Genomic DNA, 22047 nt, shown 5'->3' with positions numbered 1-22047 from the left:
GGTCAGCGCCCTTCTTCCATCCAGGTGGCCCGCGGGCCGTCGAGCACGATGTCCCAGTGGTAGCCGAGGGAGAACTCCGGCACCGACAGACTGTGGTCGTAGGTCGCCACCAGCCGCTGACGGGCCGCGTCGTCGGTCACCGACTGCAGGATCGGGTCGTAGGGGAACAGCGGGTCGTTCGGGAAGTACATCTGCGTCACCAGCCGCTGGGTGAAGGCGGTGCCGAAGACGGAGAAGTGGATGTGCGCCGGCCGCCACGCGTTGACGTGGTTGCGCCACGGATAGGGCCCCGGCTGGATGGTCGTGAAGCGGTAGAAGCCCTCGGTGTCGGTGAGGGTGCGGCCGGCGCCGGTGAAGTTCGGGTCCAGCGGTGCGTCGTGCTGCTCGCGCTGGTGGGCGTACCGCCCGGCCGAGTTGGCCTGCCAGACCTCCACCAACTGGCCGCGCACGGGACGGCCGTCGCGGTCCAGCAGCCGCCCGGAGACGGTTATTCGCTCACCGATGGGCTCACCGGGGTGCTGCCGGGTGAGGTCGTTGTCGGTCTCGGTGACGTCCCGTTCGCCCCAGGCGGGGGAGGACAGCTCCACCAGCTCGGGGTCCTTGGTCGCGTCGACCGCGATCGCCGGCTGCCGGGGGTGGCGCAGTACCGACGAACGGTACGGCCGGTAGCCGCGGCGTGGATGGTGCTCGACCGGGGCACCGCTCGCCACCCGCTTCTCGTACGCGGCGTGCTCGGCCGCGATCTCCCGGTCGATGTCGTGCTGAGTGAGAACGTTCGTCACAGAGGCCACCACCCTGTCCATCCGAGGTACCCCGTCCCTTCCGGCCCCGTCGGCCGGACGCGCGTCGTCGGTCTGTGTCGTCAGTCTGCGTCGTCAGCCCCGAATTAGTCAGGGCACTGAGTATTTTCGCAGCAGTTCCTTCACGCTGCCACCGTTGGACGGGAGCGTCAATACCCTGCTGCACCCTGCGTCGATGTCGTCACGTACCGCAGACAGGGTCGGTCCTGCGCGGGTATTGTTCAGTACACCAACGAATTGCGGCAACGCATCGCAGCAACGGACTGCGGCAATGGACCGACGGCATCGGCAGTGAGGGGCGTACATGGCCGCGGTGGACCTCACCACCCATCCCGGGCACCTGGCCCGGCGGCTCCAGCAGGCGCACCACCTGCTGTGGAACACGATGGTCTCCGAGGAGATCACCTCCCCGCAGTTCGCGGTCCTCAACGCGCTCGTCGCCGAGCCGGGCCTGGACCAGCGCACCGTGGGGGAGCGGGTCGGTCTCGACCGGTCCACCATCGCCGAGGTGATCGGCCGGCTCATCCGGCGGGAACTGCTCGGCAAGGTCCGTGACCCACAGGACGGCCGCCGCTTCCTGCTCCGGCTCACGGACGACGGCCTGCGCACCCACCGCAGGCTGGCGGTGCGCACCGCCCGGATGAACCAGGTCTTCCTGGGCCCGCTGGACGCCGAGGAGCAGGCCGCCTTCTTCGCGTTGATCCGGCGGGTGGCGGACGCGGCCGAGGGACTGCGCCACCCCGGCGAGCCGGTGGCCCGGGACCCCGGTGATCCGGCGTCCCGGTGATCCGGCAGCCGCTGATCCGGCGTCCCGCTGATCCTGTGGCCCCGCAGGCGGCTCCGCACCGGTCAGGCGGCCTTCGCGTAGACCACCCACACCTGCCCCTGCGCGAAGTTCACCGCGGTGCCGTCGTCCGTCGTGAACGCGGTGCCGCCCGAGGCGGCCGGGCGGCTCCAGCGGACGTCGTGGGCGCGCCCGTCGCGCAGCACGGTGGCCGTCCCGGAGCCCACCGTCTCGGTGTACGGCGTGTTGTTGCCGCGGGAGTCGTGGTAGTCGGACGGGCGGACGGTCACGTACTGCACGACGACGGTCGCGGGAGCCACCGGCTCACCCCGCGCGGTGACCGTGGGTGTGCCGTCCATGGAGACCAGCCAGCGGTCGCGGGCGCCGGACCAGCTGAAGGTGAAGCGCGCCGCCGGATAGCGCACCGTGCGCGTGCTCGTGGGCTCACCGCCGGAGGGCGGCGGGCCGTTGCGGAAGCCGGTGGTCAGCGAGGCCCGGCCGGGCGGGCCGTCCAAGAGACGCCGGGGCTGGAGGAAGAGGTTGTGCGGGGCGGACCGCGTGGCGCCCCGGACGTAGACGCCCGCCCCCGGACCGGACGTCTCGGGAGTCAGGGGCTCCAGCGGTGCCCGGTCGATCAGCGGCAGCAGTCTGCCCTGCGCCCCGGAGAACGCCAGGATCGGCCGGTCGAACTGACGCAGCAGCTCCAGGTCGGCCTCCCGGACGCTGCGCACCGGCCCGACGGACTCGGGCAGCCGGGTGGCGTAGACCGCCATCAGCCGGCTCAGGCCGCCCTCGACCTGCTCGACGTACACCACGTCCGCAGACTCCAGGCCCGTCTGGGGGCGGGCCGCCGGGGCGTTGTCGATCTTCACCGCGAGGACCGGCGGGCGGTCGCCCCCGCGGGTCTCGTCCGTCCCGGCCGGGTGTGAGGTGCGCGGCGACCCGCGTCCGTCGTCCCCCGGACCGTTCGACGCCGTGCAGCCCGCCGCCAGACCGGCCGCCAGCAGCGTCGCCAGCAGCACTCTCGCCGTCGCGACGCGTCGTGCGCGTGCTCTTCGTCCCGTGCCCACCGTCGCCACTCTGCCTGCCCCACATCATCGGTTGTCTTGATTGTGCGCTTTTCTGATCGTCAGTGGCCATAGGTGATCGACGGTGTTCCCGCGCGGGGGCTTCCGCCGATCGGCCCAGTGGGAGCGATTCGGCATCGGCCACCCGGGTACCCGGAGCGCCCGCCGTACGAACGGCGCACAGCGCGCACCGGCGGACCGTACGGACGGCGTACCGGCCACTACGACGCAGGGAGCAAGCGGCGATGAGGGCAGTGACCTGGCAGGGAAAGCGGGACGTTCGCGTGGAGGAGGTGCCCGACCCGCGGATCGAGGAACCGACGGACGCCGTCATCCGCGTCACGTCCACCGGACTGTGCGGCTCCGACCTGCACCTCTACGAGGTGCTCACCCCGTTCATGACCCCGGGCGACATCCTCGGCCACGAGGCCATGGGCATCGTCGAGGAGGTCGGTGCCGGCGTACCGGACCTCCAGGCCGGCGACCGTGTCGTCGTGCCGTTCCAGATCGCCTGCGGCAACTGCTGGATGTGCCTCACGGGCCTGCCCACCCAGTGCGAGACCACCCAGGTCAGCGCCGAGGGTATGGGCGCACCCCTGTTCGGCTACACCCGCCTCTACGGTGCGGTGCCGGGTGGCCAGGCCGAGTACCTGCGGGTCCCGCAGGCCCAGTACGGTCCGATCAAGGTCCCCGAAGGGCCGTCCGACGACCGGTTCGTCTACCTCTCCGACGTGCTGCCCACCGCCTGGCAGGCGGTGGCCTACGCCGACGTCCCCAAGGGCGGCAGCATCGCCGTGCTCGGCCTCGGCCCCATCGGCGACATGGCCTGCCGGATCGCCCGGCTCCAGGGCGCCGGCCGGGTCTTCGGCGTGGACCTGGTCCCGGAACGGCTGCGCCGGGCGCAGGAACGGGGCGTGGAAACCTTCGACCTGCGCTCCTTCGACGACGAGAAGGAACTGGTCACCGCGATCCGTGACCGGACCGACGGGCGCGGCCCCGACGCCGTGATCGACGCCGTGGGCACCGAGGCACACGGCAGCGCGGTGGCCCGCCTGGTGCAGAACACCGCGGCGCTGCTGCCCCGGAAACTCAGCGGTCCCCTGGCCGAACGCTTCAGCGTCGACCGGCTCGCCGCCCTGTACACGGCGATCGACCTGGTACGCCGCGGCGGCACCATCTCGATCTCCGGCGTCTACGGCGGCGCGGCGGACCCCATGCCCCTGCTCACCATGTTCGACAAGCAGATACAGATACGCATGGGGCAGGCGAACGTGCGCCGCTGGAGCGACGAGATCATCCCCCACCTCACGGACGACGACCCCCTCGGCGTCGAGGACTTCGCCACCCACCGCCTGCCGCTGTCGGACGCGCCCATGGCCTACGACATGTTCCAGCACAAGCGGGACGGCGCGGTCAAGGTCCTCATGCAGCCGTGAGCCGGGTACGGACGAGCCGGGTCGGGAAGCCCGGGACCACGGCTTCCCGACCGGCGTGCCGATTCGCTTTCACGGGTGAATCAGCGCTGTGTCACGGCAGTTCGTGTCACAGCGGGGGTTTCACGGCAGTTCCTTGATCCGGACGTCCCGGTACGAGACCACGTCCGTCGTGCCGTGCACCTGGAGGCCGACGTAACCGGAGGCGAACCGCCGCCCGTCCGTGCCCGGGTCGTCCGAGCGCGGCGGGGTGAAGTCCTGACCGCCGGTGTTGTCGAACTCGTTGATCAGCACACCGTTGCGCAGGACCGAGTAGTGCTGGCCCTCCACCCGGATCTCGTAGTCGTTCCAGGTGCCCTTCTGGGTCACACCCGCGCCGGCCAGACCCACCCGGTCGAAGCCGTAGACCGAACCCGTCTTGTACATGTCGCCGGTGGGTGAGTCGAACACCTGGACCTCGTGGCCGTACTTGATGGCGGCCCACTCCGGCCGGGTCTCCTCCGGGTGGTCGTGGATCTGCGGGAACCGCACGAACACACCGGAGTTGGCGTTCCCGGCGCCGGGTGCGTCGTCACGCCACTGCAGCTTCAGCGAGAAGTCGCCGTACTTGCGCTCGGGGAACCACAGCATGCCGAGCCCGGACTTCGTGGTGCCGGACGTGATCGATCCGTCCTGGTTCAGTGTGAACGAACCACCGCCCACCTGCTGCCACTTGGCGAACGCCGCCGCGCTGCCGTCGAGGATCTTTCGGTAGCCGTCGGTCTGGCCCGGCTCGCCGATCCCGGACTGGCGGGCCGCCTGGTTGACGGCCCGGTACTCGCGCTGGTCGAGGACACCGTCCTTCCTGAGCTTGTCCAGCACGCCCTTCACGTGCTTCAGGAACAGCGCGCCGGACGTCCACTCCTTCTCGTCCTCGATCAACTCGCCGATCCGGCAACGGTTGTTGGTGATCCGGTTGGGTACACCCGAGTCGACCTCGCCGACGATCACCGTCAGCCGCTCGTCGTACTCCGGGCAGGGCGGCGCGGGGACCTGGCCGGTCACGACGGTGAAGCTCACCGTGAGCGGTGCGGAGGTGTTGCCCGCCTTGTCGCTCGCCCGGTACGCCACGGTGTGCCGGCCCGCCCGGTCGACGACCACGGGCTGCGTGTACGCCAGGTAGGGCCCGCCGTCGAGGGAGTACTCGATACCGGCGACGCCGCTGCCGTGCGCGTCGGTGGCGCTGACGGTCACCTTCGCGCTGCCGACGTACGCGCCGTCGGAGTTCTTCGACCCCTCGACGCTCACGCCCGTCACCGGCGGGGTGGTGTCCTGCGGGGGCGCGGAGACGACGGTGAACCCGACGCTCTTGACCGCCGAGACGTTGCCCGCCTTGTCGGTGGCGCGGTAGCGCACCGTGTGAGTGCCGATCTGATGCACCATCACCGGTCCGCCGTACGTCTGCCAGGCGCCGGAACCGACCGCGTACTCGATGGTGTTGACACCGGATCCCGTGTCGGAGGCGCTGACGGTGACGGTCGCCATGTCGATGTAGGCGCCGTCGGGGTTCTTCTCGCCGGCCACCGTCGCCGAGGTCTCCGGGGCGGTGGTGTCGTCCGACTGCGGGGCGACGACGGCGAACTCGACGCTCTTGACCGCCGAGACGTTGCCCGCCCTGTCCAGGGCGCGGTAGCGCACCGTGTGCGTGCCGACCTGGTCGACGACCACCGGTGCGGTGTACGGCTGCCAGGCGCCGTCGGCGCCGATCGCGTACTCGATCCGGTCGACGCCCGAGCCCTCGTCGGTGGCCTCGACGGCGACGCTCGCCGAACCGACGTACGCGCCCTCGGCGTTCTGCGTGCCGGTCACCTCGGCCGTCGCCTCGGGCGCGGTGGTGTCCTCCCCGCTTCCCTCGGTCACCACCAGGATGCCCTGCATCGCGCCGTGGCCGGGGATCGTGCAGTGGTAGAAGTAGCGGCCCGGCGTGAGCGTGACCTCGGCGGTGTGCCGGCCGCCCCGGGCGTCACCGGGGTTGGCGAGGATGTTCAGCTGGACGTCGTTGTTGAACTCGGGGTCCGACGTGGCGAACGTCAGCGTGTGCGGCATACCGGTGGTGTTGCCGGTGGCCGCACTGTTCTCGAAGACGATCGTCGCCGGTCCGGCCACCGCGGTCGCCGGTGCCGAGAGGTACTTGTCGATGTCGTTGCCCGCGGTCCAGGTGAGCACCTGGTCCGCCGCGGCCCCGGCCTTACCCGTCCGCCCGGCCTCCGGCTCACCGGCGGCGGAAGCGGTCTGCAGACCGAACATCATGAGGAGGGCGGCCAGCAGGGCGGCCCAGACTCTTCGTTGCCTACGCATCACTGGTTTCACTCGGCCTTCCTCGCCAGCTGACCGGCGGCCGGGGTCGGGCCGCCGCCCGTGTAGGTGACCCGCCACAGCGCGGACTTGGAGTCCGAGGTGAAGAAGCCGCGGCCGTAGTCGAGGACGTACAGCGCGCCGTCCGGACCGAACTTCCAGTCCATCAGGTTCTTGATGCCGTCGTTGCCGACCGGCACGATCTTCTTCAGCGACTCCGAGTGCACCGGCAGTCCGCCGTCGCCCTGCGTCTTCGGGTTCATGAGCACCGCGTTGCGCGGCTGGTCGGCGTCGTAGAAGTCGCCGACGAACCACTTGCCGTCCCAGTAGGCCGGCCATTTGGTGTTACTGCCGCTCGCCTCGTCGAAGCGGTAGACGGGCCCGTTCATCGCGGCCTGGCCGCCGCCCTTGAGCCAGGGGAGCCGGTAGGTGGCCTCGTCCTGCTTGTAGGACGGGACACCGTTCGCGTCCCGGGGGAAGTCCGGGCCGCCGCCCTGCGGCGAGTACCAGATGTTGTTGCCGGTCACCGGCGGCAGATTGACCAGACCGTCGTTGTTCGGCGACTCGTTCTTCGGGTGGTCGCAGTCGTACCAGCCCAGCGGCTGGGAGGGATCGGGCAGATTGCGGTCCCGGTAGGGCTGGTTGTTGCCCATGCAGTACGGCCAGCCGCGGTTGGACGCCTTCGTGATCACGGCGAAGGTGTCGTACTTGGCCGGGCCCCAGGTCGTCGACGGCTGACCGGCGTCCGGGCCGACCCAGCCGGCGTAGAGCGCGTCGGTCCGCTGGTCCACGGAGATGCGCGCCGGGTTGCGCACCCCCATCACGTAGATCTCGCCGCGTGTCTTGCCGCCGCCCTCGGCGCTCTCCTCACCGGTGAAGAGGTTGCCTTCGGGGAGGGTGTAGGTGCCGTCCGGCTCCGGGTGGATGCGCAGGATCTTGCCGTTGAGGTTGTTGGTGTTGCCGGCCGTGCGGCGCGCGTCCGCGAAGGAGACGCCCTTGTAGTTTGGCTCGGGGTTGTTGCCCGAGTAACCGCCGCTGAAGCCACTGGAGTTGTTGTCACCGGTGGCGATGTACAGGTTGCCCTTGGAGTCCCAGGCCAGTCCGCCGCCCGAGTGGCAGCAACTGTGGATCTGCACCGGCCAGTCGAGCAGGACCTTCTCGCTGGCCAGGTCCAGCTTGCCGGTGGACTCGTCGAACGTGAAGCGCGAGACCCGCCGGTCGGCCATGCGCTTGTCGCGGTCGATCTCCGAGTGGGGCGTGTAGTGCAGGTACACCCACCCGTTGCGCTCGAACCGCGGGTCCAGCTCGATGCCGAGCAGGCCCTCCTCGACCTTGACGAGTTCGTCGCCGCCGCCCTTGTTGCCGAAGACGGTCAGTGCCCCGGCGAGGGCGGTCTTCCCGGTCTTCGGGTCGTAGACGTGGATCTCGCCCGTGCCCTTGCCGATGTCCGGGTTGTTCCAGTCGGTGACCACGGGCTGCGAGGAGTCGGCGCCGCCGCGGCCGATGTGGAAGACGCGGCCGTCGGGGGCGGTGACCAGTCCGTGCGGCTCACCGATCTGGTCGTTCTTCCCCGGCTGGTTGGGCCGGGTCAGCCGCTCCGCCTTGTAGTTGCCGTTGATGGTGGCCTTGCAGTCGGCCTGGACCAGCCGGCTGGTCCACAGCAGCGCGCCGCGCAGATGGTCGCGGAAGTCGGTCTCGTCGTACGACGACACCGTGCCGCCCATCCCGGTGTAGAAGGACCGCCCGCCGTCGTAGTCGCGGCACCAGCTCACTGGGTGGTCCGCGCCGTTGGCGCTCGCCCCCGGCAGGTAGGTCGACTCGCGGACCCTGGCGACGGTGTGCACCTCGCCGGACGGGTTCCGCTGCCAGTTCAGCCACTTGTCGGGCCGCTTCCACTCCTGCGGCAGGCTCTTGCTCGCCGGGTGCCGCCGGTCGCCGACCTCGACGGTCGCCCGTTGTGCGTTCTCCGGGCCAGAGGCGGCCGGGCGGGCCCCGATGAGACCGGTGAACCAGTCCGAGTACGGCTCCGCGCGGGCCGCGTCATGAATGCCGACGAACCCGCCGCCGGCCTCCATGTAGGCCTCCAGGCCCGCCTCCTGCGCCGGGTCGAGGACGTCCCCGCCGCCGGTGAGGAAGACGACCGCGTTGAAGCGGCTCAGCCTGGTGTCGTTGGTGAACACCGAGGCGTTGTCCGTCGCCGTGACCTGGAACCGCTGGTTCTCCGGACCGGACAGCCCGATCTTCTCGATCGCCTCGATCCCGGCGTTCACCAGTGGCGACTCGTCGCCGGCCGCGGCCGAACCGTGGAACAGCAGCACTCGTACGTTCGCGCCGCCCGGAGGCGACTTGATCGACATCGTTGTCAGGGTCGGGTCGGGGGCCGGGCGCGCACTGGCGGCGGGGCCCGACAGCAGTCCGGCGGCGACGACCCCGGCGGCGACGGTCGCCGCCCAGGCCCTTCGCCTCGTTCTGTTCGCTCTCGTGCTTCTCGTGCTCAATCCGTGCAAGCGCATGGGTCCTTGATGCGATGTGAACCGCACGTGGCCACCCACCCCTCCTCGGTCGCAGCAACAGCGTCAAGGAAGCTAGACCTCTTTGCGTCACACGCCAATACCTATGGCCGCAATGAAACGAACTTTGTCCTGAGTGTGGATAAACGGAGGGGCGGCCGCTACGGTTTCTCAGGTTCATGACAGTCACTTCATGGCCGGCGTGCGCGCGCCTTCCGATGCTCGGCACCATCGAGTCCCGTACGAGTAAGGGGAGTTCGGCATGGACAGACGCGGCTTCAACCGGCGGGTGCTGCTGGGTGGCGCGGTCGCGGCGACATCGTTGTCCCTGGGATCCTCCGAAGCGGTGAGCGCACCGGCACCGGCGAGGACGGCTCCCGCGGGCGGCGAGGTGAGGCGCATCAAGCTGTACGCCGAGCGCCTGGACGGCGGGAAGATGGGCTACGGCCTGGAGAAGGGCAAGGCGTCCGTCCCCGGCCCGCTGATCGAGCTCAACGAGGGCGACACGCTGCACGTGGAGTTCGAGAACACCATGGACATACCGGTGAGCCTGCACGTCCACGGCCTGGACTACGAGATCTCCAGCGACGGCACCAGGATGAACCACAGCGACGTCGAGCCCGGCGGCACCCGCACCTACACCTGGCGCACCCACAAGCCCGGACGGCGCTCGGACGGCACCTGGCGGTCGGGCAGCGCAGGCTACTGGCACTACCACGACCATGTCGTCGGCACGGAACACGGCACCGGCGGCATCCGCAACGGCCTGTACGGCGCGGTGATCGTGCGGCGCAAGGGAGACGTCCTGCCGGACCGCACGCACACCATCGTCTTCAACGACATGACGATCAACAACCGGCCCGCCCACACCGGCCCCGACCTCGAGGCCACCGTCGGCGACCGCGTCGAGATCGTCATGATCACGCACGGCGAGTACTACCACACCTTTCACATGCACGGTCACCGCTGGGCCGACAACCGCACCGGCATGCTCACCGGACCCGACGACCCGAGCCAGGTCATCGACAACAAGATCGTCGGACCCGCGGACTCCTTCGGTTTCCAGATCATCGCGGGGGAGGGGGTGGGAGCGGGCGCCTGGATGTACCACTGCCACGTCCAGAGCCACTCCGACATGGGCATGACCGGGCTGTTCCTGGTGAAGAAGCCGGACGGCACGATCCCCGGCTACGACCCGGACGCACACGAACACGGCAAGAAGAGCGCCTCAAAGGAGAGCGAGAGCGGGAAACACGAGCACTGACGGGGTTCGGGCCGCGCCGCGGGGTGGCTGCGGGGCAGGGATGCGGGCATATGGCGGGGCCCTCGGGTGAGAGCGCTCTCACCGCCCGGGGCGCCGGGGCTATCCTGATCCGCAGCCGCAGATGAGGAGCCCCCGACGTGTCCGAGACAGTGTCGCGCCCCACCCTGGAGGCCGTGGCCGCGCGGGCCGGGGTCTCGCGGGCCACCGTCTCCCGCGTGGTCAACGGTGCCGACGGCGTCACCGAACCCCTGGCCGAGCGGGTCCGGACGGCGGTGGAGGAGCTCGGCTACGTGCCCAACCAGGCCGCCCGCAGCCTGGTGACGAACCGGCACGACGCCATCGCCGTCGTCGTCGCCGAACCCGAGAGCCGCGTCTTCGCCGACCCCTTCTTCGCCCGCCAGCTGCGCGGCATCAGCAGGGAACTGACGGCACACGACAACCAGCTCGTCCTGCTGCTCACCGAGGGCCGCCACGACCACGCCCGCGTCGCCCGCTATCTGGCCGGCGGCCACGTCGACGGCGCGCTGGTCTTCTCCCTGCACCTCGACGACCCGCTGCCCGAGCTGATCCAGCGCGCGGGGGTCCCGGTCGTGTTCGGCGGCCGGCCCGACTGGTCCGGCGGCAGGAACGGCGTCGTCTACGTCGACAGCGACAACCGCGGCGGCGCCCGCGACGCCGTACGGTACCTGCTCGGCCTCGGCCGCGGCCGGGTCGCGCACATCACCGGCGCCCTGGACCAGACCTCCGCCGTGGACCGGCTGGACGGCTACCGGGACGCCATGGCCGACGCCGATCCGCGGCTCGTCGCGGAGGGCGACTTCACCCTGGCCGGCGGCGAGCGGGCGATGCGGGAGCTGCTGGAGAGCTGCCCCGGCCTGGACGCCGTGTTCGCCGCCAACGACCTCACGGCGGTGGGCGCGCTGCGGGTGCTGCGCGAGCACGGGCTGCGGGTGCCGGACGACGTGGCGGTGGTCGGCTTCGACGACATGCTGCCGTTCGCCGAGCAGACCGACCCCCCGCTGACCACCGTCCGCCAGGACATCGAGGAGATGGGCCGGCTGATGGCCCGGCTCCTGCTGCGCGGCCTCGACCGCACCGCCGCCGCACGCGAGACCGTGGGCGGTGCCCCCTCCAGCGTGATCTTCCCGACGACCCTGGTACGCCGCGCCTCCGCGTGAGGCCCGCGGCCGGCCCCGGCCGACGGCACCCGCGCCTTCGCTCGAGAACACTTCGCGCGCCGCCGTGTGCTTCGGCGCCGGTACGGGCATCGTTCGTGCGGTCGGAGCGGGTGTGGGTGCCGATGCGGGCGCGAGGGCAAGCGTGGGCCCGGGGTCCGAGGCCCGGGGCGCCGCGTTGATCCGTCGTTGATCGAACGTTTTTCACCGTTCGGCACGCTGGCGGGCATGCACATCGACACCATCGCGTCGCCCGACCTCGCGTGGCAGGAGGAAGCCCTGTGCGCGCAGACCGGGGGAGATTTCTTCTTCCCCGAGCCCGGCAGCTCGGTCCGTGACGCCAAGCGGATCTGTGGTCTGTGCCCCATCCGGGCCACCTGCCTCGACTACGCCATGACCAACGACATGCGCTTCGGCGTCTGGGGTGGACTCTCCGAGAAGGAGCGGCTGGCTCTGCGGCGTACGCCCCGGCGCTGACGGCCCAGGACTGCGGTCGCAGAGACCCCGAGGGAGGCCCGAGAAGGGCCCAAGGGGGGACTCTGGCCGGGGAAACGACGACGGTGGGCCGCCCCGTCGCCGGGGCGGCCCACCGCTGTCGTCGGGAAGGCGGGGTCAGCCGGCCGCCCGCGCCGCCATCCGGGCCTTGCGCGCCGCGAGCTTCTCGTCGAACTTGCTCGCCTCGGAGTCCAGACCGCCGAGGAACAGGCCGAGCTCCTCCTGGGCCTTGACGCCCTCGGGACCGAGCCCGTCGATCTCCATGACCTTCAGGAAGCGGATCACCGGCTGGAGCACGTCGTCGTGGTGGATGCGCAGGTTGTAGACCTCACCGATCGCCATCTGCGCCGCGGCCCGCTCGAAGTTGGGAATGCCGTGACCCGGCATCCGGAAGTCCACGACGACGTCCCGCACCGCCTGCATCGTGAGGTCGGGGGCGAGCTCGAAGGCGGCCTTGAGCAGGTTCCGGTAGAAGACCATGTGGAGGTTCTCGTCGGTCGCGATGCGGGCCAGCATCCGGTCGCAGACCGGGTCACCGGACTGGTGGCCGGTGTTGCGGTGCGAGATACGGGTGGCCAGCTCCTGGAACGCGACGTAGGCGATCGAGTGCAGCATCGAGTGACGGTTGTCCGACTCGAAGCCCTCGCTCATGTGCGCCATGCGGAACTGCTCCAGCTTGTCCGGGTCCACCGCCCGCGACGCGAGCAGGTAGTCCCGCATCACGATGCCGTGCCGGCCCTCCTCAGCGGTCCAGCGGTGCACCCAGGTGCCCCAGGCGCCCTCGCGGCCGAACAGCGTGGCGATCTCGTGGTGGTAGCTCGGCAGGTTGTCCTCGGTCAGCAGGTTCACCACCAGCGCGATCCGGCCGACCTCGGTGACCTTGGACTGCCGCTTCTCCCAGGCCTCGCCGTCCTCGAAGAAGCCGGGGAAGTTACGGGCGTCGCTGAACGGCACGTACTCGTGCGGCATCCAGTCCTTGGTGACCTTCAGGTGCCGGTTGAGCTCCTTCTCGACCACTTCCTCCAGCGCGTACAGCAGCCGGGCGTCGGTCCAACCGGAAGAGCTGCCGAGGGGGGGAGAGGTGATCGACATGAGGTACTCCAGGGGACGGGGACAGGCACAGGGTAACGGCGAGCGGCGCCGGTAACCTACGGCATCGTAGGCTACGAAACCGTAGGTTACGAAACCGTAGGTTAAGCGCGCTGTAAAGCTTGCTGATCAGTGGGGTCACCCGTCAGGCGTAAGCGGGGTCACCCGTCAGGCGTAAGCGGGGTCACCCGTCAGGCGTACAGGTCCCGCAGCCGCACCGAGAGGCAGGTGACGCGGCCCTCGAGCTTCTCGGACTCCCCGATATCCACCGGCACCGGCGCGTAGCCGAGGTCCGTGAACAGCTCCGCCGTCTTCGGCGCGCGCCGCCGTCAGCAGCCGGTCCCCGCCGTCTTCAGGTGCGGCACCTTGCGCACGGGCAGCGCGACCACCCGGGCGTCCGGGGGCTCGAACGTCGCCCGCACCTGCCGGCTCCCGGCCGTGGTCGCGCAGAACCCCGGAGTACGCCTCGCGCTGCCCCACCGCGCGGTCGACGTCGACGCCCTCCCGTCCGACGTGGGTCACCGGCCCTTCGACCGGTCGGGGGCCGGGGGCGGACGAGAGCCTTCTGCTGGGCACGTGCGTGACTCCGTAGCGGACGGGGCAGGTCGGGCGGTACCGAGGGCGCCGGTGGGCCGGCCGGTTCCCCGGGTGCCGGCGCAGCCATCATGCAGGGCGAACCCGGCCCGGGTCACCCCGTCGGCCCTGTGATCTTCCACCGGTTACCGGCCCGTACAGGTCACACGCGGGTCACACGGGCCTCATCGCCCTGCCCGCCTCACCTGCCTCACCCGCCCCGCCTGCCCCGCCCGGGTCATCCGACGGCCTCCGGTGCGATCTCCTTCAGCTCTCCCTCCTCCATCAGCAGCCAGCGCGTGATCCCGACCGACTCCAGGAACGGCAGGTCGTGGCCGGCCACGATCAGCGCCCCCTCGTACGACTCCAATGCCGTGGTGAGCTGCCGGACACTGGCGATGTCGAGGTTGTTGGTCGGCTCGTCCAGCATCAGCAGCTGCGGCGCCGGTTCGGCCAGCATCAGCGCGGCCAGCGTCGCCCGGAAGCGTTCACCGCCGGAGAGCGTCACCGCCTTCTGGTCGGCGCGGGTGCCCCGGAACAGGAAGCGGGCCAGGCGGGCCCTGATCCGGTTGTCGGTGGCACCCGGCGCGAACCGTGCCACGTTGTCGGCGACGCTCAGCTCGCCGTCGAGGACATCCAGGCGCTGTGGCAGGAACCGCAGCGGAACCTGTGCCGTCGCCTCCCCGGACACCGGCGGGAGCTCGCCCGCGACGGTGCGCAGCAGCGTGGTCTTGCCCGCGCCGTTGCGCCCGATCAGCGCGACCCGTTCCGGGCCCCGCAGCTCGAAGCCGCCCACCCGTGCGCCGTGGGCGAGTTCGAGGTCCGTGAGGGTGAGGACGGTACGTCCCGGCGGCACGGCCGTGTACGGCAGGTCGACGCGGATCTCGTCGTCGTCCCGTACCGCCTCCACCGCTTCGTCGAGCCGTTCCTTCGCCCCGGTGAGCTTCTCCTCGTGCATGATGCGGTGCTTGCCCGCGGACTCCTGGGCCGCGCGCTTGCGGGCGCCCATGATGATCTTCGGCTCGCGCTTCTGGTCCCACATCTTCTGCCCATACCGCTTACGACGTGCCAACTTGACCTGAGCGTCGACGAGTTCACGCTTCTGCTTGCGCAGGTCCGCCTCGGCGACCCGCACCATGCGCTCGGCCGCCTCCTGTTCGACCGCGAGCGCCTCCTCGTAGGCCGTGTAGTTGCCGCCGTACCAGGTCACCTCTCCCACCCGTCTCCCACCACCACCCTCAGCCGAGGCGCTGCGCGCCGCTGTGTTCACTCGGCGCAGATCGGCGATCTGATCGACCAGTTCCAGCAGTTCGCGATCGTGGCTGACCACGACCAAGACGCCGGGCCAGTTCCCCACAGCCGTGTAGAGCCGCCTTCGGGCGTACAGATCGAGGTTGTTGGTGGGTTCGTCGAGCAGCAGCACGTCGGGCCGGCGCAGCAGCAGCGCGGCCAGTCGCAGCAGCACCGACTCGCCACCCGAGACCTCGCCGATGGTGCGGTCCAACCCGATGCCTCCCAGGCCGAGTTCGCCGAGCGTGGCCAGGGCGCGTTCCTCCACGTCCCAGTCGTCGCCGACCGTCTCGAAGTGTGCCTCGGCCACGTCGCCCGCCTCGATGGCGTGCAGCGCGGCCCGCCGGGCGGCGATGCCGAGCGTCTCGTCGACCCTCAGCGTGGTGTCGAGCGTGACGTTCTGCGGCAGATACCCCACCTCACCGGTGACGCGGACGGTGCCGTCGGCCGGCCGGAGTTCACCGGCGATCAGCTTCAGCAAGGTCGATTTTCCTGATCCGTTGACGCCGATGAGGCCGGTCCGGCCGGGGCCGAAGGCGACGTCGATGCCATCGAGGACGGGGGACCCGTCGGGCCAGGTGAAGGACAGGGCGGTACAGGTGATGGATGCGGTCATGCGGGCCTCCGCGGTTGCGTGGTGCGGTCGGGGCGAACGCGTATCGAGACACCGCGGGAGGGCGACCGCCGCACGACGACGGCCGCCGGGCGACGACGGTCGGACGACCGGGAGCCGGACGGGAAGGCGCGGGCATGAAAAAAGCCCTGTTCCGCAAGGACGGCTCGTATGCCGAGGTCGCACGCTGCGTGCACACCACATGGGTGTGACGCGGTGTCTCAGAACCTCAGACGAGCAACGTCCTTCTCCAATCGACGGCAACAGAAGCGTTGTACACCGTACGAAGGGCCGGGAACGGGTGTCAACGCGTTTTTCCCGCAGGCCCGCAGGCCCGCAGGCCCGCAGGCCCGCAGGGCGCAAGGGCGCCGGACGGGCCGGCCGGCTCAGCCGGTGAACGGCCCGTCGGCGCCGAAGGCCAGCTCCGCGAAGCGCTCGCCCATGCGACGGTGCGTGGCGGCGTCCGGGTGCAGCGCGTCGGGCAGCGGCAGCTCGGTGTGGTCCGCCTCGCCGTACAGCTCCCGGCCGTCCAGGTAGCGCAGATACGGATCGTCGGCCGCCCGCTGCCTCACCACGCGGGCCAGCTCCTCCCGTACGACGTTGAGGGTCAGCTTTCCGGTGGCCCGTTCCTCGGGATCCCCCATGGCCGTGAACCGGAGCCGGCCCTCGTCCAGGGTGCTGAGGTCGGGAAGGCTCGGGCCCGGGGTGTCCTCGTGGATGGGGCACAGAATGGGCGAGACGACCAGCAGCGGCGTCGTCGGGTGGCCGTCGCGGATCATGTCGAGGAAGCCGTGCACCGCCGGAGCGAAGGCACGCAGTCGCAGCAGATCGGTGTTGACCAGATTGATGCCGATCTTGACGCTGATCAGGTCCGCGGGCGTGTCCCGCATGGCCCGCGCGGTGAACGGATCGAGCAGGGCGCTGCCGCTCAGCCCCAGGTTCACCAGGTCCACCCCGCCGAGCGAGGCGGCCAGCGCCGGCCAGGTCGTGGTCGGGCTCGCGGCGTCGGATCCGTGGCTGATCGAGCTGCCGTGGTGCAGCCACACCCTGCGGTCCCCGGGGGCCACCGGCGTCACCGAGGCGTCGGTGCGCAGGGCGACCAGCTGGGTCATCTCGTTGTGCGGGAGCCAGATCTCGACGCGCTTGTCACGGCCCGGCAGTCCGGTGAACCGGACCGTGCCCACGGGGCCCGGCCGCAGCTCGGCGGAGCCCGTGGCCATGTTCATCAGCAGGACGTTGCCGTCGGGGGCACGGGTCTGCCCGGCCGGTTCGCCGTCGATCAGCAGGTCGTAGAGACCGTCCGGACGGGGCGGAGCGCCCTCGTAGGCCATCTTGGTGCGGAGCACGTCCAGTTCCACGGCCGTGGCCCGGGTGCGCAGCACCAGCCGGACGCCGGACGTCTGTGCCTCCGCCATGGCCAGCTGACCGTCGGTGCTCTGCGCGCGGGCCCGGGCGGGCAACCGGTGCGGCTGCACGCCCTGCGCGGTCCGTTCCAGCTCGAGCGCGCCGCGCAGCAGCTCCTCGGTGAGCGGGGTGGTGATCCAGCCCTCCGCCGGAGAAGTGGGGGAGGAACCGTTGACGGGGTCGTGGGGGGTACTCATGGTCGCAGGCTGTCAAGCGCGCCGGCCATCCGCAAACATTTATCCCGTCGGCTGTCGCGGGTCGGTGGTCGTGGCTCAGCAGGCGTCGCGGATCAGCTCGGCGAGATCGTGGTCCAGATCGAGCTGGAGGTGCTCCAGACCGGCCGGCACGAGTTCGCTGGTCGCCTCGAGGAACTGGCGTATCTCGCCCGAGCGGACATGCACGACGGCGGTCCCCTCCGGAGCGTGGAACTCCAGCACGGTCCGGTCGTAGCCGTACGGCCGCACACGGACGTCGCCGTGGCCCTCGGGCTCGTGCAGACCCGCGGTGAGCAGCTCGCGGGCGAAGGTCCAGCAGACCTCGACGCCTTCCAGGGTGGCGGGAGCGGGGAAGGACATGCGGACGGCGAACGGATCGCTCCGGTCGTAATGCAGAGTGGCGGGAATACTTGCCATCCGCGGCGCGGCGGCGACGAGACGGGCCTCGACGGGTTGGTCGATGACGGTGGACAACGCCTTGCTCCCTCGTGACGGCTGGACAGCTTCCGGGCGGATAGGGCGGGCTACTCAAAGAGACGACGGAATCGGCCGATCCGTGCCCACCGGAACAGCGTGACCTCTGTCACCGCCTCCATGTGCCGGTGTGATCAGGCTTCCCCGGGACGGGTGTTGCATGCGGCATGTGCGGGGTGCCGTGGGTGTCGAGTACCCGGGAGGGTGCAGGACCGGTTCACGGGACGAGGAGGCCAGGTGCCGCGGGGGCGGGGGCGGCCGGACATGAGCAGGAGTCGGCTCCGACGCGCGAAGTCCTCCGGACCCGTAGGCTCGTCGCCATCATGACGAGCGTACGCATCCCCGACGGCCGGCCCACGACCGAGGAAGCGGCCCGTGCGGTCCAGGAGGGACTGCGCGGGCGGGTGGTGCTCGACGAGCCCGGCCCGCCGCCCGGGACGGGCCGGGTCACCGGGGTCGACGTGGCGTACGACGACGAGCGGGACCTCGTCGCGGCGGCCGCCGTCGTCCTGGACGGGGCGAGCCTCGAGGTCGTCGCCGAGGCGACGGCCGTCGGCCGGATCTCCTTCCCGTACGTGCCCGGCCTGCTGGCCTTCCGGGAGATCCCCACCGTGCTGGCCGCCCTCGACGCCCTGCCGTGCCCGCCGGGCCTGGTCGTCTGCGACGGCTACGGGCTCGCACACCCCCGCCGTTTCGGCCTGGCCAGCCATCTCGGGGTCCTCACCGGCCTGCCGACGATCGGCGTCGCCAAGAACCCGTTCACCTTCACCTTCACGGCCCCGGCGACCCCGCGCGGCAGCACGGCCCCGCTGCTCGCCGGCACCGAGGAGGTCGGCCGTGCCCTGCGCACCAGGGACTCCGTCAAACCGGTCTTCGTCTCGGTCGGCCATCGCGTCGGCCTCGCCAACGCCTGCGCCCACACCCTCGCGCTGACTCCCGCCCACCGCCTCCCGGAGACCACCCGCCGGGCGGACGCCCTGTGCCGCAGGGCCCTCCGGGAGGCAGTGGGCGCGGACCCGGGCACGGACCGGGGCACGGACCGGGGTCTTCCCTCCGGGCCGGGCCGGACCGGGGACCGAGGCCCGCGAGCCCGGCTCGATCAGCCGGACAGGCCCTAAGCGGCTCCCTCCCGCTCCTCACCCCCGCCCTGCTCGATGCGCCAACGGCCCACCTCGCGGTACTCGGAGTCGTAGATCTCCGACCCGTCACCGGCCGTCATCGGGTAGTGGCGCAGGTTCCCACCCCAGTAGCGCAGGATCCGCCCCAGCTCACCCACGGGGTCCTTCGCCAACGCCTCGTCGTCCATGTCCACTTCGAGCAGAAATCGCATGCCTTCAAGTGTTCCATTGAACTCCTTCTTGGCACTTGTGCGGAGAGTGTCGCCGACCGGCCCGGACCTGGCACCGGAAAGTCCCCACTCGGTGCCGCCGCGGGCGGACACGGGGCGACGCGAACCGGATACGTACACCTGAGTACCCGTACGGATGCCGGGCCGCCACTCGATCGGCAGGCTGAAGGCATGACAACACGCCGTGCCTCCAAGCCGGTTGCCCCCCCGCCCGGCCCACCGGGCGGGCGATGGCCTTCGGACTGGCCCTCGCCGTCCTGGCGGGCGTCGGCTGGATCGCCGGGATGATCTACACAGTGCTGGAGCGGCCCTTCCAGGAGAGGCGCGGCGCTCCGGACCGGCGGAGCCGCCCGGCCCCCTCGCTGCTGACGTTCTGCGGGCCCGCGCTCCACCGCCCCCTCGTCGCCGTCCTCCATCCCCATGTCGCTCCATCCCCGCCGCCCCGCCGGTGCCGAAGGGCGTGCCTGCCGCCGACTGCTCCGCGACCGGGTGGAGGAGGCCTGCCGCACCGTCGCGTCGGAGCGTCCGGTGGCGGAACCGGACGACACTTGAGCCGGGCGGGAGCACGGGTCGCGCCGTACAGTGGCGAACAGTGGCCAAGCGCTTGCTCGCCTGCTCTTGTGCTGAATGGAAGGTGTTCTTAGCATCATCGGTGTGACATCGGTTGTGTCAAAGCTGGGGGTGTGATGACGGAGGCACAGGTGCCCGCACCTGCACCCGCGCGGTCGCCGGGGCAGGGGCCGCTGACCGGCGTGCGGGTGGTCGAGCTGGCCGGGATCGGTCCCGGCCCGTTCGCCGCGATGCTCCTGGCCGACCTGGGTGCCGACGTCGTCCGCGTGGATCGCCCCGGCGGCCCCGGACTCGGTATCGACCCGGCGTACGACGTCACCAACCGCAACAAGCGCTCCGTGGTCGTCGATCTGAAGGCTCCCGACGGCGCCGGCCGTGTCCTCGACCTGGCCGAGCGCGCCGACATCCTCGTCGAGGGCTTCCGCCCCGGTGTCGCCGAGCGCCTCGGCGTCGGCCCCGGGGACTGCCACGCCCGCAACCCGGGCCTCGTCTACGGCCGGATGACCGGCTGGGGCCAGCAGGGGCCGCTGGCGGACCGCGCGGGACACGACATCGCGTACATCGCCCGCACCGGCACCCTCGGCATGATCGGCGGTCCCGACCGGCCGCCGGCCGTTCCGGCCAACCTGCTCGGCGACTACGCGGGAGGCTCCCTCTACCTCGTCGTCGGCGTTCTCGCGGCCCTGCACCACGCGCGCCTGGGCGGCACCGGGCAGGTCGTCGACGCCGCCATCGTGGACGGAACCGCCCACCTGTCCACCATGATCCACGGCATGCTCGCCGCCGGAGCCTGGCAGGACAGGCGCGGGGCCAACCTCCTCGACGGCGGCTGCCCGTACTACGGCACATACGAGACGGCCGACGGCGGGCACATGGCGGTGGGCGCGCTCGAACCGCAGTTCTACGACGAGTTCCTGCGGCTGCTCGGCATCGAGGACGAGGACGAGGGCGATGAGGACGGGAACGGGCTCGGGTTCTCCGGGGCCCGCACCGACGTCACCCGGTGGCCCGCCCTGCGCGAGCGGGTCACCGCCCGCTTCAAGGAACGCACCCGCGACGAGTGGACCGCCGTCTTCGACGGCTCCGACGCGTGCGTGGCCCCCGTCCTGTCATTGCGCGAGGCCCCGCACGACCCGCACCTCGCCGCCCGCTCCACCTTCATCGACCACGCCGGTATCACCCAGCCCGCACCGGCCCCGCGGTTCTCCGCCACCCCCACCAGCGTCCGCACCGGGCCCGCCCGGCCGGGCACCGACACCGACGACGTGGCCCGCGACTGGGACGTCCCCCGACTGCTGTCCGCGCCCCGACCCCCTCAGCGAAAGGCCTCCCCGTGAGCACCGAAGCGTACGTGTACGACGCGATCCGCACCCCACGCGGGCGCGGCAAGGCGAACGGCGCCCTGCACGGCACGAAGCCCGTCGACCTGGTCGTCGGCCTCATCCACGAGATCCGCGACCGCTTCCCGGACCTCGACCCGGTCGCCATCGACGACGTCGTGCTCGGCGTCGTCAGCCCGGTCGGCGACCAGGGCTCCGACATCGCCCGGATCGCCGCCATCGCCGCCGGGCTGCCCGACACCGTCGCCGGCGTCCAGGAGAACCGCTTCTGCGCCTCCGGCCTGGAGGCCGTCAACCTGGCCGCCGCCAAGGTCCGTTCCGGCTGGGAGGACCTGGTCCTGGCCGGCGGCGTGGAATCCATGTCCCGGGTGAAGATGGCCTCCGACGGCGGCGCCTGGTTCAACGACCCGATGACCAACCTCGCCACCAACTTCGCCCCCCAGGGCATCGGTGCCGACCTCATCGCCACCATCGAGGGCTTCTCGCGGCGCGACGTCGACGAGTACGCGGCCCTCTCCCAGGAGCGCGCCGCCACCGCCTGGAAGGAGAACCGCTTCGCGCGGTCCGTCGTCCCGGTGAAGGACCGCAGCGGGCTCGTCGTCCTCGACCACGACGAGCACCTGCGCCCCGGTACCACCGCCGACTCCCTCGCGGGGCTCAAAGCGTCCTTCGCGGACATCGGCGAGCTGGGCGGCTTCGACGCGGTGGCGCTGCAGAAGTACCACTGGGTGGAGAAGATCGACCACGTCCACCACGCGGGCAACTCCTCCGGCATCGTGGACGGCGCTTCCCTCGTGGCCATCGGCACCAAGGAGGTCGGTGAGCGGTACGGGCTCACCCCCCGCGCGCGGATCGTCTCCGCCGCCGTGTCCGGCTCCGAGCCCACCATCATGCTCACCGGCCCCGCCCCCGCCACCCGCAAGGCGCTCGCCAAGGCCGGACTGACCATCGACGACATCGACCTCGTCGAGATCAACGAGGCCTTCGCGGCGGTCGTGCTGCGCTTCGTGAAGGACATGGGCCTGTCGCTGGACAAGGTCAACGTGAACGGCGGCGCCATCGCGCTCGGCCACCCGCTCGGCGCCACCGGCGCGATGATCCTCGGCACCCTCGTCGACGAGCTGGAGCGCCAGGACAAGCGCTACGGCCTCGCCACCCTGTGCGTCGGTGGCGGCATGGGCATCGCCACCATCGTCGAGCGCCTCTGAAGCCCCGGCAGAACCCGGACCAGAGCGCCCAGAGTGCCCAGAGCGCCCAGAGCGACCCGAG

Annotated in this window: 17 protein-coding genes and 2 pseudogenes; 9 read left to right on the top strand and 10 right to left on the bottom strand. The window is 71.0% G+C overall.

The features are described 5' to 3' along the window. Positions 1–2 precede the first annotated feature (2 nt). A complete protein-coding gene (pcaH, locus tag ACFYQA_RS17785; RefSeq protein ID WP_388918183.1) occupies positions 3–803 on the bottom strand; it encodes a protocatechuate 3,4-dioxygenase subunit beta in 801 nt (266 codons plus the stop codon). Between the two features lie 301 nt (positions 804–1104). Here pcaH and ACFYQA_RS17780 point away from each other — a divergent pair, with 301 nt between their 5' ends. Then, entirely contained in the window at positions 1105–1587 is a 483-nt protein-coding gene (locus ACFYQA_RS17780; protein WP_386395419.1) for a MarR family winged helix-turn-helix transcriptional regulator, read from the top strand. 62 nt (positions 1588–1649) lie between these two features. Here the strand turns inward: ACFYQA_RS17780 and ACFYQA_RS17775 are convergent, their stop codons facing one another. Continuing rightward, positions 1650–2663: a DUF3048 domain-containing protein gene (locus ACFYQA_RS17775; protein WP_388918180.1), complete on the bottom strand. Its 1014-nt coding sequence runs from the start codon at positions 2661–2663 to the stop codon at positions 1650–1652. Between the two features lie 233 nt (positions 2664–2896). On the opposite strand from ACFYQA_RS17775, the gene ACFYQA_RS17770 reads away from it, so the two are divergent. Beyond that, positions 2897–4087, top strand: a complete 1191-nt coding sequence (locus ACFYQA_RS17770; RefSeq protein WP_388918177.1) for a zinc-dependent alcohol dehydrogenase — start codon at positions 2897–2899, stop codon at positions 4085–4087. Positions 4088–4207: 120 nt separating this feature from the next. Here ACFYQA_RS17770 and ACFYQA_RS17765 read toward each other — a convergent pair whose 3' ends face one another. Together ACFYQA_RS17765 and ACFYQA_RS17760 are read right to left on the bottom strand one after the other, a co-directional pair. Continuing rightward, on the bottom strand, positions 4208–6421 hold the full coding sequence (locus ACFYQA_RS17765; protein ID WP_388918420.1) for an OmpL47-type beta-barrel domain-containing protein: 2214 nt from the start codon (positions 6419–6421) through the stop codon (positions 4208–4210). Between the two features lie 8 nt (positions 6422–6429). Next, the gene (locus ACFYQA_RS17760) at positions 6430–8931 is read right to left on the bottom strand and encodes a ThuA domain-containing protein (protein ID WP_388918174.1); all 2502 of its coding nucleotides are present in this window, start codon (positions 8929–8931) and stop codon (positions 6430–6432) included. Between the two features lie 259 nt (positions 8932–9190). On the opposite strand from ACFYQA_RS17760, the gene ACFYQA_RS17755 reads away from it, so the two are divergent. From ACFYQA_RS17755 to ACFYQA_RS17745, 3 genes are all read left to right on the top strand, one after another. Continuing rightward, complete coding sequence (locus ACFYQA_RS17755; RefSeq protein WP_388918171.1) at positions 9191–10192, top strand: multicopper oxidase domain-containing protein; 1002 nt, start codon at positions 9191–9193, stop codon at positions 10190–10192. Between the two features lie 137 nt (positions 10193–10329). After that, positions 10330–11370: a LacI family DNA-binding transcriptional regulator gene (locus tag ACFYQA_RS17750; protein ID WP_388918168.1), complete on the top strand. Its 1041-nt coding sequence runs from the start codon at positions 10330–10332 to the stop codon at positions 11368–11370. 225 nt (positions 11371–11595) lie between these two features. Then, positions 11596–11844, top strand: a complete 249-nt coding sequence (locus ACFYQA_RS17745; RefSeq protein WP_386395407.1) for a WhiB family transcriptional regulator — start codon at positions 11596–11598, stop codon at positions 11842–11844. A 135-nt stretch (positions 11845–11979) separates the two neighbouring features. Here ACFYQA_RS17745 and ACFYQA_RS17740 read toward each other — a convergent pair whose 3' ends face one another. From ACFYQA_RS17740 to ACFYQA_RS17720, 5 genes and pseudogenes are all read right to left on the bottom strand, one after another. Continuing rightward, entirely contained in the window at positions 11980–12954 is a 975-nt protein-coding gene (locus tag ACFYQA_RS17740; RefSeq protein ID WP_388918165.1) for an acyl-ACP desaturase, read from the bottom strand. A 188-nt stretch (positions 12955–13142) separates the two neighbouring features. Next, positions 13143–13388, bottom strand: a pseudogene (locus tag ACFYQA_RS17735) (N(G),N(G)-dimethylarginine dimethylaminohydrolase); the annotation flags it as partial. Between the two features lie 374 nt (positions 13389–13762). Beyond that, the gene (locus ACFYQA_RS17730; RefSeq protein WP_388918162.1) at positions 13763–15430 is read right to left on the bottom strand and encodes an ABC-F family ATP-binding cassette domain-containing protein; all 1668 of its coding nucleotides are present in this window, start codon (positions 15428–15430) and stop codon (positions 13763–13765) included. 383 nt (positions 15431–15813) lie between these two features. Then, positions 15814–17028, bottom strand: a complete 1215-nt coding sequence (locus ACFYQA_RS17725) for a GDSL-type esterase/lipase family protein (RefSeq protein ID WP_388918159.1) — start codon at positions 17026–17028, stop codon at positions 15814–15816. A 75-nt stretch (positions 17029–17103) separates the two neighbouring features. Beyond that, complete coding sequence (locus ACFYQA_RS17720) at positions 17104–17520, bottom strand: SsgA family sporulation/cell division regulator (protein ID WP_386395400.1); 417 nt, start codon at positions 17518–17520, stop codon at positions 17104–17106. 323 nt (positions 17521–17843) lie between these two features. On the opposite strand from ACFYQA_RS17720, the gene ACFYQA_RS17715 reads away from it, so the two are divergent. Then, a complete protein-coding gene (locus ACFYQA_RS17715; RefSeq protein ID WP_388918156.1) occupies positions 17844–18638 on the top strand; it encodes an endonuclease V in 795 nt (264 codons plus the stop codon). Here ACFYQA_RS17715 and ACFYQA_RS17710 read toward each other — a convergent pair. Then, positions 18635–18850 carry a hypothetical protein gene (locus ACFYQA_RS17710; protein WP_388918153.1) on the bottom strand — a complete coding sequence of 72 codons (216 nt, stop codon included), beginning with the start codon at positions 18848–18850 and terminating at the stop codon, positions 18635–18637. The genes ACFYQA_RS17715 and ACFYQA_RS17710 overlap by 4 nt on opposite strands. Before the next feature lie 189 nt (positions 18851–19039). Here ACFYQA_RS17710 and mmpA point away from each other — a divergent pair. The 3 genes and pseudogenes from mmpA to ACFYQA_RS17695 form a co-directional block, all read left to right on the top strand. Then, positions 19040–19179 (top strand): annotated as a pseudogene (gene mmpA / locus ACFYQA_RS17705) (morphogenic membrane protein MmpA); the annotation flags it as partial. A gap of 375 nt (positions 19180–19554) precedes the next feature. Next, positions 19555–20775 carry a CaiB/BaiF CoA transferase family protein gene (locus ACFYQA_RS17700; RefSeq protein ID WP_388918150.1) on the top strand — a complete coding sequence of 407 codons (1221 nt, stop codon included), beginning with the start codon at positions 19555–19557 and terminating at the stop codon, positions 20773–20775. Then, on the top strand, positions 20772–21986 hold the full coding sequence (locus ACFYQA_RS17695) for an acetyl-CoA C-acetyltransferase (protein WP_388918147.1): 1215 nt from the start codon (positions 20772–20774) through the stop codon (positions 21984–21986). Before ACFYQA_RS17700 ends, ACFYQA_RS17695 begins: the two co-directional genes overlap by 4 nt. Positions 21987–22047 lie beyond the last annotated feature (61 nt).

The sequence above is a fragment of the Streptomyces sp. NPDC005774 genome (assembly GCF_042871645.1).
In the GTDB taxonomy this organism is placed as follows: Bacteria; Actinomycetota; Actinomycetes; order Streptomycetales; family Streptomycetaceae; genus Streptomyces; species Streptomyces pratens.
The sequence above is the reverse complement of the archived record's forward strand: the minus strand, read 5'-3'. Positions and strand labels throughout refer to the sequence as shown.

Bases quoted from the DNA above. Each gene is read 5' to 3' on its own strand.
- ACFYQA_RS17760 (WP_388918174.1), bottom strand. From the start codon at position 8,931: ATGCGCTTGCACGGATTGAGCACGAGAAGCACGAGAGCGAACAGAACG.
- ACFYQA_RS17765 (WP_388918420.1), bottom strand. From the start codon at position 6,421: ATGCGTAGGCAACGAAGAGTCTGGGCCGCCCTGCTGGCCGCCCTCCTC.
- ACFYQA_RS17730 (WP_388918162.1), bottom strand. From the start codon at position 15,430: ATGACCGCATCCATCACCTGTACCGCCCTGTCCTTCACCTGGCCCGAC.
- pcaH (WP_388918183.1), bottom strand. From the start codon at position 803: ATGGACAGGGTGGTGGCCTCTGTGACGAACGTTCTCACTCAGCACGAC.
- ACFYQA_RS17700 (WP_388918150.1), top strand. From the start codon at position 19,555: ATGACGGAGGCACAGGTGCCCGCACCTGCACCCGCGCGGTCGCCGGGG.
- ACFYQA_RS17710 (WP_388918153.1), bottom strand. From the start codon at position 18,850: ATGCGATTTCTGCTCGAAGTGGACATGGACGACGAGGCGTTGGCGAAG.
- ACFYQA_RS17770 (WP_388918177.1), top strand. From the start codon at position 2,897: ATGAGGGCAGTGACCTGGCAGGGAAAGCGGGACGTTCGCGTGGAGGAG.
- ACFYQA_RS17725 (WP_388918159.1), bottom strand. From the start codon at position 17,028: ATGAGTACCCCCCACGACCCCGTCAACGGTTCCTCCCCCACTTCTCCG.
- ACFYQA_RS17780 (WP_386395419.1), top strand. From the start codon at position 1,105: ATGGCCGCGGTGGACCTCACCACCCATCCCGGGCACCTGGCCCGGCGG.
- ACFYQA_RS17740 (WP_388918165.1), bottom strand. From the start codon at position 12,954: ATGTCGATCACCTCTCCCCCCCTCGGCAGCTCTTCCGGTTGGACCGAC.
- ACFYQA_RS17755 (WP_388918171.1), top strand. From the start codon at position 9,191: ATGGACAGACGCGGCTTCAACCGGCGGGTGCTGCTGGGTGGCGCGGTC.
- ACFYQA_RS17745 (WP_386395407.1), top strand. From the start codon at position 11,596: ATGCACATCGACACCATCGCGTCGCCCGACCTCGCGTGGCAGGAGGAA.
- ACFYQA_RS17715 (WP_388918156.1), top strand. From the start codon at position 17,844: ATGACGAGCGTACGCATCCCCGACGGCCGGCCCACGACCGAGGAAGCG.